The organism is Lysobacter gummosus (assembly GCF_001442805.1).
GTDB lineage: Bacteria > Pseudomonadota > Gammaproteobacteria > Xanthomonadales > Xanthomonadaceae > Lysobacter > Lysobacter gummosus.
The window spans coordinates 358,565-374,261 of sequence record NZ_CP011131.1; the positions used below are offsets into that span (position 1 = coordinate 358,565).

At 66.7% G+C, this 15,697-nt stretch carries 12 protein-coding genes; 9 read left to right on the top strand and 3 right to left on the bottom strand.

The window, feature by feature from the left end:
* Positions 1-316 precede the first annotated feature (316 nt).
* The 7 genes from LG3211_RS01415 to LG3211_RS01445 all read left to right on the top strand — a co-directional run bounded on the left by LG3211_RS01415 (position 317) and on the right by LG3211_RS01445 (position 9,668).
* Positions 317-2,755, top strand: a complete 2,439-nt coding sequence (locus tag LG3211_RS01415; protein WP_083512231.1) for an aminotransferase class V-fold PLP-dependent enzyme — start codon at positions 317-319, stop codon at positions 2,753-2,755.
* A 359-nt stretch (positions 2,756-3,114) separates the two neighbouring features.
* A complete protein-coding gene (locus LG3211_RS01420) occupies positions 3,115-4,104 on the top strand; it encodes an alpha/beta fold hydrolase (protein WP_222837559.1) in 990 nt (329 codons plus the stop codon).
* A 274-nt stretch (positions 4,105-4,378) separates the two neighbouring features.
* Complete coding sequence (locus tag LG3211_RS01425; RefSeq protein WP_057941279.1) at positions 4,379-5,434, top strand: two-component system sensor histidine kinase NtrB; 1,056 nt, start codon at positions 4,379-4,381, stop codon at positions 5,432-5,434.
* Positions 5,431-6,834: a nitrogen regulation protein NR(I) gene (ntrC, locus tag LG3211_RS01430; protein WP_057941280.1), complete on the top strand. Its 1,404-nt coding sequence runs from the start codon at positions 5,431-5,433 to the stop codon at positions 6,832-6,834. Before LG3211_RS01425 ends, ntrC begins: the two co-directional genes overlap by 4 nt.
* Before the next feature lie 257 nt (positions 6,835-7,091).
* Positions 7,092-7,667 carry a superoxide dismutase family protein gene (locus tag LG3211_RS01435; protein ID WP_057941281.1) on the top strand — a complete coding sequence of 192 codons (576 nt, stop codon included), beginning with the start codon at positions 7,092-7,094 and terminating at the stop codon, positions 7,665-7,667.
* Positions 7,668-7,893: 226 nt separating this feature from the next.
* The gene (locus LG3211_RS01440; RefSeq protein ID WP_057941282.1) at positions 7,894-8,376 is read left to right on the top strand and encodes a GNAT family N-acetyltransferase; all 483 of its coding nucleotides are present in this window, start codon (positions 7,894-7,896) and stop codon (positions 8,374-8,376) included.
* Positions 8,377-8,393: 17 nt separating this feature from the next.
* Complete coding sequence (locus LG3211_RS01445) at positions 8,394-9,668, top strand: hypothetical protein (RefSeq protein WP_057941283.1); 1,275 nt, start codon at positions 8,394-8,396, stop codon at positions 9,666-9,668.
* 69 nt (positions 9,669-9,737) lie between these two features.
* Here LG3211_RS01445 and LG3211_RS01450 read toward each other — a convergent pair whose 3' ends face one another.
* Positions 9,738-10,655: a hypothetical protein gene (locus LG3211_RS01450; RefSeq protein ID WP_057941284.1), complete on the bottom strand. Its 918-nt coding sequence runs from the start codon at positions 10,653-10,655 to the stop codon at positions 9,738-9,740.
* A gap of 115 nt (positions 10,656-10,770) precedes the next feature.
* Between LG3211_RS01450 and LG3211_RS01455 the strand changes: the two genes are divergently transcribed.
* Positions 10,771-12,048, top strand: a complete 1,278-nt coding sequence (locus LG3211_RS01455; protein ID WP_057941285.1) for an acetyl-CoA C-acetyltransferase — start codon at positions 10,771-10,773, stop codon at positions 12,046-12,048.
* 73 nt (positions 12,049-12,121) lie between these two features.
* On the opposite strand, the gene LG3211_RS01460 is transcribed toward LG3211_RS01455, so the two are convergent.
* Positions 12,122-13,576 carry a sulfatase family protein gene (locus LG3211_RS01460; RefSeq protein WP_057941286.1) on the bottom strand — a complete coding sequence of 485 codons (1,455 nt, stop codon included), beginning with the start codon at positions 13,574-13,576 and terminating at the stop codon, positions 12,122-12,124.
* A gap of 121 nt (positions 13,577-13,697) precedes the next feature.
* On the opposite strand from LG3211_RS01460, the gene LG3211_RS25320 reads away from it, so the two are divergent.
* Complete coding sequence (locus LG3211_RS25320) at positions 13,698-14,432, top strand: hypothetical protein (protein ID WP_057941287.1); 735 nt, start codon at positions 13,698-13,700, stop codon at positions 14,430-14,432.
* A gap of 146 nt (positions 14,433-14,578) precedes the next feature.
* Here the strand turns inward: LG3211_RS25320 and LG3211_RS01470 are convergent, their stop codons facing one another.
* Positions 14,579-15,499 (bottom strand): hypothetical protein, encoded by a 921-nt coding sequence (locus LG3211_RS01470; protein WP_148648698.1) that lies wholly within the window; start codon positions 15,497-15,499, stop codon positions 14,579-14,581.
* Positions 15,500-15,697 lie beyond the last annotated feature (198 nt).

The window sequence follows — 15,697 nt, forward strand, 5'->3', positions numbered from 1 at the left end:
GTGGGGTCGCTGCGCGAAGGGGCAGCTGTCCTCTTCGTGCGCGCAGACGACTTGGTACAGCCGGTCGCTGCTGTCGCATAGGAACTCGGGCTCGGCGCCGGCGATGCTGCCGCCGTCTGTGATGTCGCTTCGCTCACCGGCAATCACGGCGGCTCTCGTTCTATTTGAGCGGCTCCGCAACAACGGCTCTTTTTCGGACTGCTAGCTTATGCCGCGAAACCCGCTGGCTGCCGCTCGTGCGGTGCCACGATCGCGAAATATTCGACGTTCAAGCGGCAGCCTTCATCGAAGGTCAGCAAGTGGTCTGGAGCCCACGATGCAAAATTCCGCGAAGCAGGAGTGCAAGACGTTACCGGAACAGAACTGGTCGTTGAGCACGTTCACGGAGTTCTACGAGCGCGTCCTGGGGCCGCGGCTGTTCAAGCCCTACGGAGAATTGCTGGTCCGCGAGATCTGCGAGGACATCGATCCGGACGCCCCTCCCTCGAGCATTCTCGAGGTCGCTTGCGGAACCGGCCGCATTACCGCTGCTCTTTATCAAGACCTGGCCAAGCCGCTGGGCTTGCAGTTGGTCGCCACGGATCTGTCGAAGATCGCCATCGAGATGGCCAAGAAGGTGCTCGGCGAGGAACTGCAACGCGACGTCGCGTTCCACTCCGATGTGGATATGGCGGATCTGCCGTTCGCGGACAACAGTTTCGATGTCGTCGTCTGCGGCTTCGGATTGATGTTTCCGCCGGACAAGGTCCGGGTCGCCCGCGAGTTCAAGCGCGTACTGCGTCCGGGAGGAAAGATCTACGGCACCGTCTTCCAGTACAACGAGTTGTTCGAGCTGGCCCTGAAGCAATCGCAGAAACACTTCGGGACTCCATCGGCCATCATGGGCGCGGCCCTGAGCCTGACCGACCCCTCGGCCATCACTCGCGCCTTCTCCCTCGAAGGCCTCAGCCCGGGCGTCGGTGAGGTGGCGACCTCGCGTGCCCTGCCTTTCTTCCTGGACGACCTCGACACTCGCGAATTCCTGTTCAACGCCTGCATCCTGCTCGAGGAGTTCAACCAGTGCGACGCGCTCACCCGAGGGGCCTACCTGGACACGATGCTGCAGGAATTCCACGCGCAGGTTCCCAGCCGGAACTACCAAGTCAAGGCCTGGCTCTTGCGCGGCGAGGTCGACCAGGCGTGCAAGGAGTCGGTCGCCCCGAGCCCGCCGCCGGATTTTTCCGAACTGAGCGACTTTTGCCGACTCTCGCCGGCGCCCGTCGGGAGCGACGCGGACAACCCGCTCTCGCCACAGGCCGAACGCTTGCTGCGGCCTTATCACGCGATGAAGCGGGCTTTCCTGGCCGAGCATCCAGCCTATCCGGAAGCCGAGGTCGAAGCGCTGCGCAAGCGCGAGTTCCGCCGACTGGATGCCCTGCAGATCACCTATCTAGATCACGTGGGCGGCACGATCGCTCCGGACAGCCTGCTCGAACAGGATTATCGGGTGCTCAAGAACAGCATTCTCGGCAACCCGCACAGCGGCTCGAAGTCCTCCGATGCGGCTCATGAGAAGGCCCGCGCGGAAATCTACCGGTTCTTCCGCTGCACGCAGGACGAGTACGAAATAATTTTCACGCCCAACGCCAGCGGAGCGATCCGACTCATGGCGGAGTCCTTCCCGTTCGAACGCGGCTCGCAGGTCCTGCTCACCAAGGACAACCACACTTCGGTTCATGGCCTGCGGGAATACGCGAGAGCCAAGGGCGCGACGGTGAAATACATTCCGCTGGACAACGAACTTCGGATTCTCGAAAGCTCGATGCAGCGTTCGCTCGACGGGCTCGCCCCGGGATTCCGGCACCTGTTGGCCTACCCCGCGCAGTCCAACGCCACGGGCACCCGGCACGACTTGAAATGGATCGGGCTCGCGCAGGAACGCGGCGCGATGGTGCTGTGCGATGCGGCCGCGTTCGTTCCCCAATCCAGGCTGGACTGCTCGGCGCATCGGCCGGACTTCGTCGCGATCTCTTTCTACAAGATCTTCGGCCACCCGACCGGGGCCGGATGCCTCATCGCCCGCAGGTCCGCACTGCGCGAGCTGACCCCGCCGTCCTTCGCCGGGGGCTCGGTGTGCTACTACTCGGGGCCCTGGTCTCCCACCGACCGGCTGCTGCATCGCGAAGACGGGAGGCGGTTCGAGATCGGTACGCCGAACTATGCGTCCTTCGACGCCATCGCCCTGGGGTTCCAGTTCGTCTCCCGGCTTGGGCTCGAGGGCATGGGCGCGCGCTCGGCGGCGTTGGCGAGGTGGCTCGAAGCGCGGCTCCAGGAACTGCGCCACGACATCAAGTGCCAAGCTCCGCTTTGCCGCGTCTACGGCCCTTCGGCGGAGCACAAGGGCGCTACGGTCATGCTGAATTTCTTCGATTGCTACAACGCCATATTCCCGCACGCGCTGATCAAGCGGGTCGCCGAGTCCTTCGGCATCGTCGTGCGAAACGGATGCTTCTGCAACTTGGGCGCGGTGCAGCAAGCCACCTACACTACGGCAGGCGCGGAGCATTGCGAACTCGATAAAACGGAAAAGATCCTCGACTGCAAGGCGTTCGACGACAACATCGTCAACAAGGGCAATTGCGGTGCCATCCGGGTTTCCTTCGGCCTGGGCTCGAACTTTCGCGATGCGTACTGCTTCTACCTGTTTGCGAAGTGCTTGCTGAATACCGAGTGCGCACGGTTGGAGGATGCCCTGGCCGGATCTTCGGTGAATTGAGATCGCACGACGGGCTGCAGCGCTCGTATCGGCGACGGCTTCGCCGGGTTTTCCCCATTCGGGACCCGCGTGCGTTCAGCGCTGCCGCCGCTATTCCAACTGTCCAGGCAAGAAGCACTCAAGCCTTGAATCGCCCATGGTTTCTCCGGCATCTGGTCGCCGTGGATTGCGGCTCGGAACGGTGAGCTGGGCCGATCCCGGTTTGATCAAGACGAAGCGCTTCTATCCGAAGGATGTCTCTCAGCCGAAGCCGATTCGCGGCTCGGCTCAAGCCAAGCGCATTGCGTAGCAAGAATCGGATATTCCCGCTCGTAGTGGATGGCCAAAATCGTGGCCTTTCCAAATGAGCCGGGGCGGCGATGCGATTGTTGTTGGTGATAGGCATGCTATTGGGCGCGCTGGGCTCCGGGGATGGCATGGCGCAGAGCATCGGCAGCGCCACGTTGGAAAGCGAGCATCCGCCAGGACGCTTGGTCTCTGTCAACGGTACTCACTTGTGGGTTGAAACCGAAGGCAGCGGCGAGCCTTTGATAGTGTTGGTGGGCGGGCCGGCAAACTCGCACGTTTCCATGCATCCCGCGTTCTCAGCGCTATCCGATCGCTTCCAGGTGATCTATCCCGACTACCGGGGTCGCGGACGCAGCGATCCGGCAACCGCACCCGAACAGATCACGTTCGCTCGCGACGTGGAGGATCTCGAAGCCTTACGCCAGTCGTTGGGCCTCGAGCGCATTCATCTCTACGGATTCTCGTACGGCGGACTGGTGGCGCAGGCCTACGCGCTTGCGCACCCGGACCGCGTGGGCCGTCTCGTACTGGCCAACACCCTCTACAGCGCGCAGATGTGGGCGCTCAATCACGACAACATCAATGCCGAACTACAGCGGCAGTATCCCGAGGTGTGGCAACAGATCGAAGCGCTGCGCGCACGAGGTTTGCGTTCGTCCAGCCCCGAAATGCAGAAGCTGTTTGCCGTGCATGGCCCGTTGATCCGCTGGTATAACCCCGACAAGGCACAGCGCCTCAGAAAGGAGCCCGGCTCGGTGAACAAGGCGCTGTACTGGAAGTTCGTCGGCGACAACATCGATTTCGAGACCGGTGGCGTAGTCGCCGGACTACCCGACTTCCGTCCACGCCTGCATGAACTGCGGATGCCGACGTTGATCCTGGCCGGCCGCTTCGACCGCGCGCTCTATCCCCAATTGCAACTCGACTTCAAGCGCTACTGCCCGCAGGCCACGTTCGTCATGCTCGAGCGAAGCGGCAGTTATGGTCATGTCGAGGAACCGGAAACGGTGATACCGCTGGTGCGCGAATTCCTGACCGCGTCGCGCAAGCCTTCTGGCTGAGATCTCCCGCATGAAGCCCGGCGCGCTTCTCCCACCCCCACGCCGGCCGACATCGATGGTGCGGCAGCTTGCGCCGGATGCGCCGCGCGCGCTGATCATCGCCGAATCTCGCGCAGGTTGAGGACGAATCCGCCGATCGCGATGATGATCGGCGGATTGTGGCTGCATCGTTTACGCGGCCTGCGCGAGCTGTCGCGGCGTCACCACCGGGAAGTCGATCTCGGTCCTGGTCACTTCGACGCCACCGGCAACCACTTTGCACTACTATGGTGCAATGCCCTCCGACCCCCAGCCCGCGACCGATCTGAGCCTGGACAGCCTGACCACGCCGCTGGCCTGGAGCGACGGCACCGGCGTGTTGAGCGGCTGCAATACCGCGTTCTCGCGCTGGTTCGGGATCGGCGCGCGGCGTCTGCTGGGCTGGCCGCTGGCGGGGCTGGATGCGGGCGACGGCCGGCTGGCGCTGGCGCTGGCGCGCGAGGGCGGCGACGAAGCGCCGCTGCGCATGCGCCGGATGCGCTTGCGTTACGCCGACGGCGAAGATCGTTTCGCCGATCTGTGGCTGAGCCGGCGCGACAACGGCGGCTGGTTGCTGGAAGCGCATCCGGTCGATGAATTTCCCGGCGACGATCCGGCGCTGCTGCTGCCGTCGGCGCTGTCGGCGTCGTTGAAGGGGCTCGCGCACGAATTGCGCAATCCGCTGGCCGGGCTCAAGGGCGCCTCGCAATTGTTGGCGCGGCGGGTGGACGATGCGGATTCGCGCGAGTTGATCGGCTTGATCGACAGCGAAGTCGAGCGCCTGACCGGGCTGGTCGATCGTCTGCTCACGCCGGCGCCGCCGCGGCCGCATACGCCACTCAACATTCATGCCGTACTCGAACGCGTGCTGCGTCTGGCCGAAGCCGATGCCGGCTGGGCAGTGCGGCTGGTGCGCGATTACGATCCCAGCCTGCCCGAATTCGCCGGCGACGCCGATCGGCTGATGCAGGCGGTGTGGAATCTGGTGCGCAACGCCATCGAGGCCGGGGCCACCCACGTGCATCTGCGTACGCGCATCGAACACGGCGTGCGCATCGCCGATGCGGCGCATCCGATCGCGCTGCGCCTGGAGATCATCGACGACGGCCGCGGCGTGCCGGAAGAATTGGCCGAGCAATTGTTCCTGCCGCTGGTGTCGGGCCGCGCCGAAGGCAGCGGGCTGGGATTGGCGCTGGCGCAGCAGGTCTCGCGCGAGCATCGCGGTTCGCTCGCGTATCGTTCGCGTCCCGGCCACACCGTGTTCACCCTGCTATTGCCGATGCATATCGAAACCGAAGAGGGCAGCGCATGAGCATGGCGCGGGTATGGGTCGTCGATGACGATCGTTCGGTGCGTTTCGTCCTGTCCACGGCCTTGCGCGAGGCCGGCTACAACGTGGAAGGTTTCGAGAACGCGGCCGACGCGCTGTTCGCGCTGGAGCAGCGCGGCGCGCCGGACCTGTTGTTCACCGACGTGCGCATGCCCGGCGACGGTGGCCTGGTGCTGCTGGAAAAACTCAAAGCGCGCGCGCCGTCGCTGCCGGTGGTGGTGATGAGCGCGTACACCGACGTGGCCAGCACCGCTGGTGCGTTCCGCGGCGGCGCGCAGGAATTCTTGTCGAAACCCTTCGATCTGGACGATGCGGTCGCGTTGGCCGCGCGCACGCTCGCCTCGGCCGCGCCGGCCGAAGAGGTTGCCGAGACCGGCGAACTCGCCGCCGACGACAGCCTGATCGGCGACACCCCGGCGATGCTGACCTTGTTCCGCGCCATCGGCCGTCTGGCCCAGGCGCCGCTGTCGGTGCTGGTCACCGGCGAGACCGGCACCGGCAAGGAACTGGTCGCGCGCGCGCTGCATCGCGAATCGCCGCGCGCCGCCAGGCCGTTCGTCGCGCTCAACACCGCGGCGATTCCGGCCGAACTGTTGGAGAGCGAATTATTCGGCCACGAGGCCGGCGCGTTCACCGGCGCGCAGCGGCGTCATATCGGTCGCTTCGAACAGGCCGACGGCGGCAGTTTGTTTCTCGACGAAATCGGCGACATGCCGCTGCCGCTGCAGACCCGCCTGCTGCGTGTGCTGGCCGAGGGCGAATTCTTCCGCGTCGGCGGGCGCGAGCTGATCCGCGTGGATGTGCGGGTGATCGCCGCCACGCACCAGGACCTGGAAACCCTGGTCGCGCAGGGGCGCTTCCGCGCCGACCTGCTGCATCGCCTGGACGTGGTGCGCCTGCGCCTGCCGCCGCTGCGCGAGCGGCGCGCCGACGTGCCGCAATTGGCCGAACGTTTTCTCGCATCCGCCGCGGCGCGTTTCGCCGCGCCGGCCAAGCGTTTGTCCAAGCCGGCGCTGGAGCGGCTGATGGCGCACGACTGGCCGGGCAACGTGCGCGAACTGGAGAACGTGTGCTGGCGCCTGGCCGCGCTGGCGCCGGGCGAGACGGTCACGCGCGAGGATCTGGACGAAGTGCTCGACGTGGTGTCGCGGCCCGCCGCCGATGCCGGCGAATGGGAAGCGCAGTTGTCGGCGTGGGCGCGCGCGCAACTCGCCGACGGCCGCGCCAACCTGCACGCCGATGCGCGCGAGCGTTTCGATCGCGCGCTGCTCGAAGCGGCGATGGCGCATACCGGCGGGCGGCGCACCGAGGCCGCGGCGCGGCTCGGACTCGGACGCAATACGCTGACGCGCAAGCTCGGGCCCGGGCGCCGCCGCAGCTGAGCGATTGCATCGGCCGGAAAGAAATCAACGCCGCCGCCGGCCGATCGCGCCGCATCGCAACGATGCGCAGCTTGGCGAATCGACATGGATCCGCACGCGCGCACCCGCTCGCCGCCATAATCCTCGCGTACGGCCACCACCGCGCCGGCTCCGGCGACGCACAGCGTGTTTCACCTGCGCTGAACCTGCGCAGGACTAGCGTCGGACCCCACGATTCCGGGCGTCGCTGGACGACGCCGACGACAAGGAGCCTCCGCATGAAGACGTTGCTTCGCACCGCCACGATCGCCGCCGCCATCGCCGCGCTCGCCGCTTGCGGCGGACAGACCACCAAGCCCACGCCGCCGCCGGCGGCCGGACCCAAGCCGGTCTCGACCGCGCAATCGGCGACGGTGGTGCTCGCGTCCGCGTCCGGCAGTCTGGTCAGCGGCAAACTGAGCTTGCGTCCGATGGGCGACGGCGTTCATCTGACCGGCGAAATCGGCGGCCTCGCGCCCAACAGCACCCACGCCATCCACATCCACGAGAAAGGCGATTGCAGCGCCGCCGACGCCAGCAGCGCCGGCGGTCACTTCAATCCGGCCGGGCAGCCGCACGGGCAGGTCGATCGCGGCCCGCATCACGCCGGCGACATGGACAACCTGGTCGCCAACGCCGAAGGCGTGGCCCAGGTCAACGCGCACGCCAGCGGCGTCACCCTCGGCGGCGGCGCGCCGAACGACATCGCCGGCCGCGGCGTGATCGTCCATGCCTCGGCCGACGACTACAAGACCCAGCCGACCGGCAACGCGGGTGGGCGACTGGCATGCGGTGTGATCAAGATCGGTCGATAGCCCAGGCCGGCATCCCGCGATCGGGATAATCCGGACAGCCGATCAAGCGCCTCATCGCAACGCAACGCGATGAGGCGCCGCCGGCGACAGGCTTCGACCCGGCGCCCGCGTCTGGCGATGTGGCTCTCATCGCGCGCGCGCGGCGCATTGCCCACGTTTGCGCCAACTATCGCCGCCTGCGCGCGCGTCATATGCTGAGCGCACATCCCGCGAGACATACAACGCCATGACCCGCCTGCGTATCCGCGACGCCGTCCCGACCGACCGCGACCTCATCGCCGAATGGATGATCGCGATGGCCTTGGAAACCGAACACAAACACCTCGACCCGCCGACCGTGCACGCCGGCGTCGAAGCCGGCCTGGCCGATCGCGCCAAGGCGCGCTATTTCGTCGCCATGCGCGAAGCCGATGTCGCGGGCGGTGAAACCATCGCGGTTCCCGCCGGCACTTTGATGTTCACCCACGAGTGGAGCGACTGGCGCAACGGGGACTGGTGGTGGATCCAGAGCGTGTACGTCGCCCCGGAGCATCGCCGGCAAGGCATTTACAACGCGCTGCACAGCCACGTCGCCGCCCTGGCTCAGGCAACGCCGGGCGTGGTGGGCTTGCGGCTGTATGTCGAACGGGCGAACATCGCCGCGCAACAAACCTATCGCACGCTGGCTATGGACGACAGCGGTTACCTGCTTTACGAGTCCGAATTCTGACTAAGGGAATAGATGCCATGGATGGAAAGCGTTCGGCCGCGGCCGGCCTGTTCGGTTTGTATTTGATTTTTTCGCCGCAGGCGCCGCTGCACGCCGCCGAGCCGCCGGCGGCCGCGACATCGGTACCGGCACTGCCGCCGCCACCGGCATCGGTGCTGCGCAAGCCCCAGGACAGCGACTCCGCCGAACAGATTCTGCAGGCGGCAAGGGAAAAGAGCGCCTGGCTGGACGCATTGAGTCAGGCGATAAAACAGCAGGAGGCTGCGAGAAAAGCAACGCAACTGGCCGCGCAGCAGGAAGAGCAGCGCAAGCTTCTGGACCCGGCGCAGACGCGGGTGGTGCTTAGTGGTTCCGAGCAGCAAGTGCGCGAGGCACTCACCTTCCAAGGGCGCGCGTTCGTCAAACAAGGGCGCGTGCATGATGCGGTCGCCGCTTACGGCGACTACATCTCGGGCAGCCGGCGCACACCCAGTGGCGTGTGGATGAGCAGTGTGTTCTACGCCGGTATCCGCGCCGGCCTGTTCGCCAGCGTGCCCGAGGATGCGCAAGCGCGTCGATGGGAATGGTTGGAGGAGCAGACTCTGCGCTGGGCGCGCGAAGAACCCGATTCGCCGCTGCCGCGCCTCATGCATGCCGAAGTTCTGTATGCGCACGCTTGGGAAATCCGTGGCACACGCTATGTGAAAGATACCCCTCAGCACGTGTGGAAGCCCTTCCATGCGATGCTCTCGCGCACGCTGAAGTATCTGGACGAAGAGCGCGCCATCGCCGCGCGCGCGCCCGAGTACTACAGCCTGAGCCTGCGGGCGATGCGAGGCAGCGAAGACGGCGGCGATCCGCTGGCGAGGTTCGACCAGGGCCAGCGCGCGTTCCCGGGCTACTATCAGATGTACTTCGAGATGCTGGAAACGCTGCTGCCGAAATGGGGCGGCAGCGTCGAGCATATGGACGCTTTCGCCGAAGCCGCGGTGGACGCTACGCGCAAGACCGAAGGCGAAAGCATGTACGCGCGAATCTATTGGGTAGCGGCCCAAGGGCCTTACCGCTTCAACCTGTTCGACGCCACGTCCGTGCGCTGGGGGCGGATGAAGCAAGGGTTCGAGGATGTAATGAAGCGCTATCCGGATCAGTGGAATCTGCAGAACTACGCGCGATTCGCCTGCGACGCGCAGGATCGCGACAAGCTGGCCGAGTTGCTGGCCAAGGTCCAGATGCCGCCGATGATGGAAGCCTGGAGCAACCCGCAGCTCTTCGAGAAATGCAGCCAGATGGCCGGCCGGGTAAGTCTGTAATCGGGTTCGGGCGGAAGGTCTCCGCCCGCGTCTCAGGTTCGGCCGGCGAGATATGCAGGCTCGCCGCAGTCAGAGCTGCCCCGGCTCCGGCGCCCCATCGCAATGCACGAACGTCACCGGCACGCCGTGCGCGCCCAGCACCGCGGCGATCTGCTTCAGGCGCGCTTCGAAGTGCTGATAGCGACGGTTGAGTTTCTCGCGGCATTCCTCCGTGCCGCACGGGGCTTCGGGCGCGTAGCGCTCGTGCCAGGCGGCCGGCGAGAACAGGGCGATGCGGGCTTCGCCGTCGGCGTAATGCACCAGCGGTTCGGGCGGGGCGTCCAGCCATTGTTCGCCTTCGGGCTGCAGCAGCGCGGTTTCCAGCAGCGGCCACAGCGGGCCCAGGCCGGCGTGGTCGTATTGCATGGCCATCATCGCGGTCAGGTCGTGCACGGTCAGGTAACGCGCGTGCTCGACCTGCAGGCCGAAGGCCTCTTGCGCGGCCAGGGCGGTGTCGGCGCCGGCCATGCCGCGTTCGAGCAGGCTGGATTCGAGAATCTCGCCGACCCGGGCGACCAGTTCGGGCGCGCCGCTGAGCGCGAACGGCACCAGCCGCAGCGGGCCACCGGCGTAGTCGGGCGAGGGCGTGAGGGTGCCGGGCAGGCGTTCGTCGTGAGCGCCGAAGGCGATGACCCGGCCGGCCTGTTCGGCCCCGCGTTCGCGCGGCGCGCGCGCGGCCAGATCGTCGAGTTCGCGGTGCAGCGGCCAGCCCGGGCGCAGCAGTTCGACCGGATCGTAGTGGGCGCCCACCGTGATCAGGTCCAGCGCCGCGGTGTCCTTGGCGAAGCCGGCCAGATCGCGGGCGATCTTTTCCGACAGCGTGCCGGCGTCCTGGCGGGACAGGGCGCTGCGGTTCACCGCGGCGTCGCCCTTGAGCTCAAGGGCGAGGGCGCCCAGGACATGCAGGGGGGCGTCGGACGCGCTGGCGGAGGGGCTGGCAGAGGTCATGGTCACCGAGGATACGCTGGCGTTTGGTAGAGCGCGTGTGCGGCGCTACACTGAGCCCCATTATGCCCGCTCCGCCGCGACGGGCCCTGTGCGAGAACCTCAAGAGGGATTGCCGATGCGCCAAAACCGTCCCGTCGCCGTGCTCGGTGGCGTGCGTATTCCCTTCTGCCGGCAGAACACCGCTTATGCGGACGTCGGCAATCTGGGCATGTCGGTGCGCACGCTGGGGGCGCTGGTCGAGAAGTTCGGCCTGCACGGCCAGCAGCTCGGCGAAGTGGCGATGGGCGCGGTAATCAAGCACAGCAGCGACTGGAACCTGGGCCGCGAAGCCGCGTTGTCCTCGGGCCTGTCGCCGCTGACGCCGGGCATCACCCTGCAGCGCGCCTGCGGCACGTCGCTGGATTCGATCATCACCATCGCGAACAAGATCGCGGTCGGCCAGATCGAGGCCGGCATCGGCGGCGGTTCGGACACCACCTCCGACGTGCCGATCGTCTACGGACGCAGCTTGCGCCGGCGCCTGCTGCAGGCCGCGCGCGCGCGCACGACCAAGGACAAGATCGCCGCGTTCAAGGGCTTCCACCTGCGCGAGCTCAAGCCCGAGTTTCCCGGCGTGGCCGAGCCGCGCACCGGCAAGAGCATGGGCGATCACTGCGAGGACATGGCCAAGCAGTGGAACATCTCCCGCGATTCGCAGGACGAATGGGCGCTGTCTTCGCACCAGAAACTCGGCGCGGCGTACGAGCGCGGGTTCTTCGACGATCTGGTGGTGAGCTTCCGCGGCGTCGCGCGCGACAACATCCTGCGCACCGACAGCAGCCTGGAAAAACTGGCGACGCTGAAGCCGGCGTTCGACAAGACCTCCGGCCGCGGCACCCTGACCGCGGCCAACTCCACGCCGTTGACCGACGGCGCCGCGGCCTGTCTGCTGGCGTCGGAAGAATGGGCGCAGGCGCATAACCACGAAGTGCTGTGCTACCTGCGCGACGCGCAGGTGGCGGCGGTCGATTTCGTCCACGGCGAGGGCCTGCTGATGGCGCCGACCGTGGCGGTGCCGGAGATGCTCAAGCGCAACGGCCTGACCTTGCAGGATTTCGACATCTACGAAATCCACGAAGCCTTCGCCGCGCAAGTGCTGTGCACGCTGCGCGCTTGGGAGAGCGAGGAATACTGCAAGACCCGCCTGGGCCTGGACGCGCCGCTGGGGCGCATCGATCCGGCCAAGATCAATCCGAACGGTTCCTCGCTGGCAGCGGGCCATCCCTTCGCCGCGACGGGAGCGCGCATCGTCGCCACCGCGGCGAAGGAACTGAAACAGCGCGGCGGCGGCCGCTGCCTGATTTCGATCTGCACCGCCGGCGGCATGGGCGTGGTGGCGATTCTGGAGCGTTGATCTGTTCCCTTCTCCCGCAAGTCACCTTGGGTGGCAAGCGGGAGAGGGAGTAAAAACAAGAAGCCGTTTCGGCTCAGCTTGTAGCCGGCCCTCCGCGGCTCTGCCCGGCGATGTACTGCGGCGGCCAGCCCGGCGGCGTGGTGCCCTTCTCCTTCATCTGTATCGCCAGCTCCGCTTCCAGCACCCACTGCTGCTCGGCGTAGTCCGGATTGCCGGCCAGATTGGTGTTCTGCTGGGGATCGGCCGACAGGTCGTACATCTCCCAATCGCCGCCCTGGCTCTGCGTGCCGGCGGCGGGCACGTAGACCGCGTACAGCCATTGCGATGAGCGGATCGCGCGGATCACGCTCGGGCCGCCCTGGGTCATATCGTCGTAGGTGTAGTGGACGTAGTCCTGCACCGAATCGCTGCTGCCTTCCAGCACGCCGCTCAAGTCGGCGCCGACCAGGTCGGGAAATTGCGAGCTCACGTTCAACAGGCTCGCCAGGGTCGGCAGCAGATCCACCGAACTCGCCAACGCCTGCGTCTGCGCGCCCTGCGGCCACGCGACCGGGTTGGAGAACAGCAGCGGCACGTGGATCGCTTCGTCGTAGGCGTTGACGAATTTCTCCACCATGCCGTGCGACAGGCCCAGTTCGCCGTGATCGGCGAAACGCACGATCAGCGTCTGGTTCGTCTGCTCGGTGCTCATCGCGTTGAGGATCTGCAGGATCTGCGAGTCCACGTATTCGACCAGGTAGGCGTAGAAATCGACGAAGTCCTGCTCGCTGGCGCCGCTGCTGCCGCTCATCTTGGCGAAGGTGTAGTTGGCCTGCGCGCGCGGCTTGCTCGACAAATCTTCGTTCGAATTGGCCGGAATCGGTGCGCCGGTCGCGTTGTAGTCCACGGCGTTGTAGAAGGTCGAGGCCTGATTCATGTAACCCAGGTGCGAGTCGTGCGGGTTCACCAGCGACACCACCAGGCAATACGGCGAGGCCGGCGGATCGGCCAGGAACGCCAGCGCATCGGCGAGGTAGCGCTGATCGTTGCGATTGGTCGCGGCCGGCGCGGTGCTGAGGGTGCCGCCGCCCAGGTAGGTCGGGCCCAGGCTCAGTCCGGCGTCTTCCGGGTCCCAGGTCGAAAATCCCCACGGCTGCAGGTCGGCGCTGGTCGAGCCCGGCTCTTCGCCGCCGAGCAGATGCCACTTGCCGATCCAGTAGCAGCCGTAGCCGGCGGCGGTCAGCACGCTGGCCAGATTCGGAAATTTGGACGGCGACGGCAGCGGTTGCCCGCCGGTCTGGGTGCAGCCGGTGACGAAGGGGTATTGGCTGGTCAGGAAGGTCGCGCGACTGGGCGAACACATGCACGCGCCGGTGAAGGCATTTGCGAAGTCCAGGCCTTGCCCGGCCAGTTTCTGCATCGCCGGCATCGCCGCCGCCAGGGTCGGCTGGTACGACGCCGGCCACTGCGCCAGGCTGCGCTGCTGGTCGGTAATGATCAGCAGCAGGTTGGGCCGGTTACCGTCGGCGAACAGATCGCTCAGGGCCATGACGTCGCTCCGTGGGAATGCAGGTACGAACGCGAAACGGGCGATGCGGAGGACTGCGATCGCATCGCGTCGGCGCCGGGCTTGAGGCAATATGTGCACTTCGTCACGACAAGGATCTGTCATGCGCCGCCAGGCCGCGTTCGCCCTCACCCTCGCCCTGAGCCTGTCGCCGCTGGCGGCCCCGGCGATGACCTTCATGGATGTCCAGGTGACCTGCCCGATCGACGGCAAGCCCTTCCCCGCGCGGGTGATGGGTTCGGGCACCTCCTTCGGCATGTACTTCGACCGCCAGCGTTTCGGCGCGATCGCCTCGCCGGCGCCGTTGCCGGCGTGTCCGGGCAGCGGCTTCATCGTCGATGACGACACGCGCAAGTACAGCCAGGAGGAACTGACCCGGCTGCGCGCGTTCGTCGAATCGGCCGACTACCGCGGCTGGGTCGCCAACGACACGCCGTATTACCGCCTGGCCAAGCAGAAGGCGTTCCTGGGCGAGTCCGAGGATGAGATCGCCGGCGTGGTGCTGACCGCGACCTGGGAAGCCGGCCCACGCTATGCGCGCTATGCCGCCGAAGCATTGGCGTTATGGCAGCGCCGCGCCCTGCGCGATGCCGGCCGCGAGGGCGCCTACGCCGCGCGCATGCTGGTCGGCGAACTGCAGCGCCGGCTCGGCCGTTTCGACGAAGCCCGGGCCACCTTCGACGGCTTGCGCGCCGATCGCGCGTTTCCCGGCAAGCAGGAGGATGCGGAAACCGCGGCGTATATGCGCAAGGTGGTCGATGCGCAGTTGCAGTTGATCCGGGCGCGCAGCACGGCGCATGCGCGTCTGGATGAGGATGGCGAGATCGTGGATTTCTGAGCCTGTCGAAGGCTCCGGAATAACAGGGTCGTCATTCCCGCGGCGCCCGCGTTCGCGGGAATGACGAGCAAGAACTCAGATGCCGAAACCCGATGCAAAGATCGTGAACGAGTTTTGAGGCTCTGCGTCAGCATTGCCCCCGCGAGTCAGGCCAAGCTGTGCGCCGGCTGGCGTCGCGGTTCGTGCGCAATCGCTTCCGGCGAGGTTTGCAGCGGCGCGTGACCCTCGATCGTCCGCAGCCCACCGGCGATGGCGCGACTACGGTACGGATCGTCCGGATGAAATTCCCCGCGCAGCCGCTGCCGCAGCAGCCGCACCGCGCGCACGTCGTCGAGTTCGGCGATCTTGCCGGCGTTGCGCAGCGGCGCCACCTCGGCGCCGTTGCCGTTGAGCGAGAACCAGCAGCACTCGCGCTGATCGAAGACATAGGTCAGCGGATGTCCGCCGATCGTGTTCGGATCGGTTTGCGGATGACTGCCCAGCGCCGCCGCCGTGCGCATCGCGGCCAGGCCGGCGATGTAGGCGCTGCCCGCGACCACCCCCATGTTGCGATAGGCGTCGGCGGTGGTGTCCCAGCTGCGTTCCAGGCCGCGCAGGCCGTGATCGAGCATGTGCGACCAGACCCGCGCGGCCTCGGGTTCTCCGGCCCTGGCGCGTGCGGCTTCGAGCAGTCGCCGCGGCGTCCACGCATCGGGATGGATGCCGGCCCGGTCGAAGGCGCGGTCGTGCGCCTGCTGGATATCGCGTGCCGGCAGATTCAAGGCGCGTTCGGGGCGGCCCGCGCGCCAGTGCGCGCGGCGCAGTTGCAGATCGCGGCCGATCAGATCGACGCTGAAGTTCTGCCAGTCGCGCTCGCTCAGGCAGCGGCCGCCGCCGCGTGCGCGCAGGTCCGCATGCAGGTTGGCGACTTTTCCCGCCGCGTTGTCGTTGCGCACCACGCCGAGCGCGAGCAGACCGTAGCCGTCGTTGCCGGGCTGCTGGGCGAGGAAGTTCCAATACAGTTCGAGATTGCCTTGCCGGACGTAGTGCCCGAGAACGGTCAGATCGCGCTCGTTCAATCCAATCATGCGTTCGCCTTCCATGGTGTTGCGTCGTTGCCGGGTGTCGCGTGAGTGCCGGTCCAGCCGGGCGCGAGTCCTGCGCGCGGGTGCGGTGCGGGTCGGTGTGCGGCGGCCGGCTCATGGTGGCACAGGCGGTCGTCGGATCGGTCCGCTCAGCTGTGCGGTCCGTGTCTCGCGCGCTGACGCTCAAGGCAGCTCCGGCAC

Coding starts and splice junctions, on each gene's coding strand:
- LG3211_RS01435 (WP_057941281.1), top strand. CDS start 7,092: ATGAAGACGTTGCTTCGCACCGCCACGATCGCCGCCGCCATCGCCGCG.
- LG3211_RS01470 (WP_148648698.1), bottom strand. CDS start 15,499: ATGATTGGATTGAACGAGCGCGATCTGACCGTTCTCGGGCACTACGTC.
- ntrC (WP_057941280.1), top strand. CDS start 5,431: ATGAGCATGGCGCGGGTATGGGTCGTCGATGACGATCGTTCGGTGCGT.
- LG3211_RS01420 (WP_222837559.1), top strand. CDS start 3,115: ATGCGATTGTTGTTGGTGATAGGCATGCTATTGGGCGCGCTGGGCTCC.
- LG3211_RS01460 (WP_057941286.1), bottom strand. CDS start 13,576: ATGGCCCTGAGCGATCTGTTCGCCGACGGTAACCGGCCCAACCTGCTG.
- LG3211_RS01445 (WP_057941283.1), top strand. CDS start 8,394: ATGGATGGAAAGCGTTCGGCCGCGGCCGGCCTGTTCGGTTTGTATTTG.
- LG3211_RS01455 (WP_057941285.1), top strand. CDS start 10,771: ATGCGCCAAAACCGTCCCGTCGCCGTGCTCGGTGGCGTGCGTATTCCC.
- LG3211_RS01415 (WP_083512231.1), top strand. CDS start 317: ATGCAAAATTCCGCGAAGCAGGAGTGCAAGACGTTACCGGAACAGAAC.
- LG3211_RS01425 (WP_057941279.1), top strand. CDS start 4,379: ATGCCCTCCGACCCCCAGCCCGCGACCGATCTGAGCCTGGACAGCCTG.
- LG3211_RS01440 (WP_057941282.1), top strand. CDS start 7,894: ATGACCCGCCTGCGTATCCGCGACGCCGTCCCGACCGACCGCGACCTC.
- LG3211_RS01450 (WP_057941284.1), bottom strand. CDS start 10,655: ATGACCTCTGCCAGCCCCTCCGCCAGCGCGTCCGACGCCCCCCTGCAT.
- LG3211_RS25320 (WP_057941287.1), top strand. CDS start 13,698: ATGCGCCGCCAGGCCGCGTTCGCCCTCACCCTCGCCCTGAGCCTGTCG.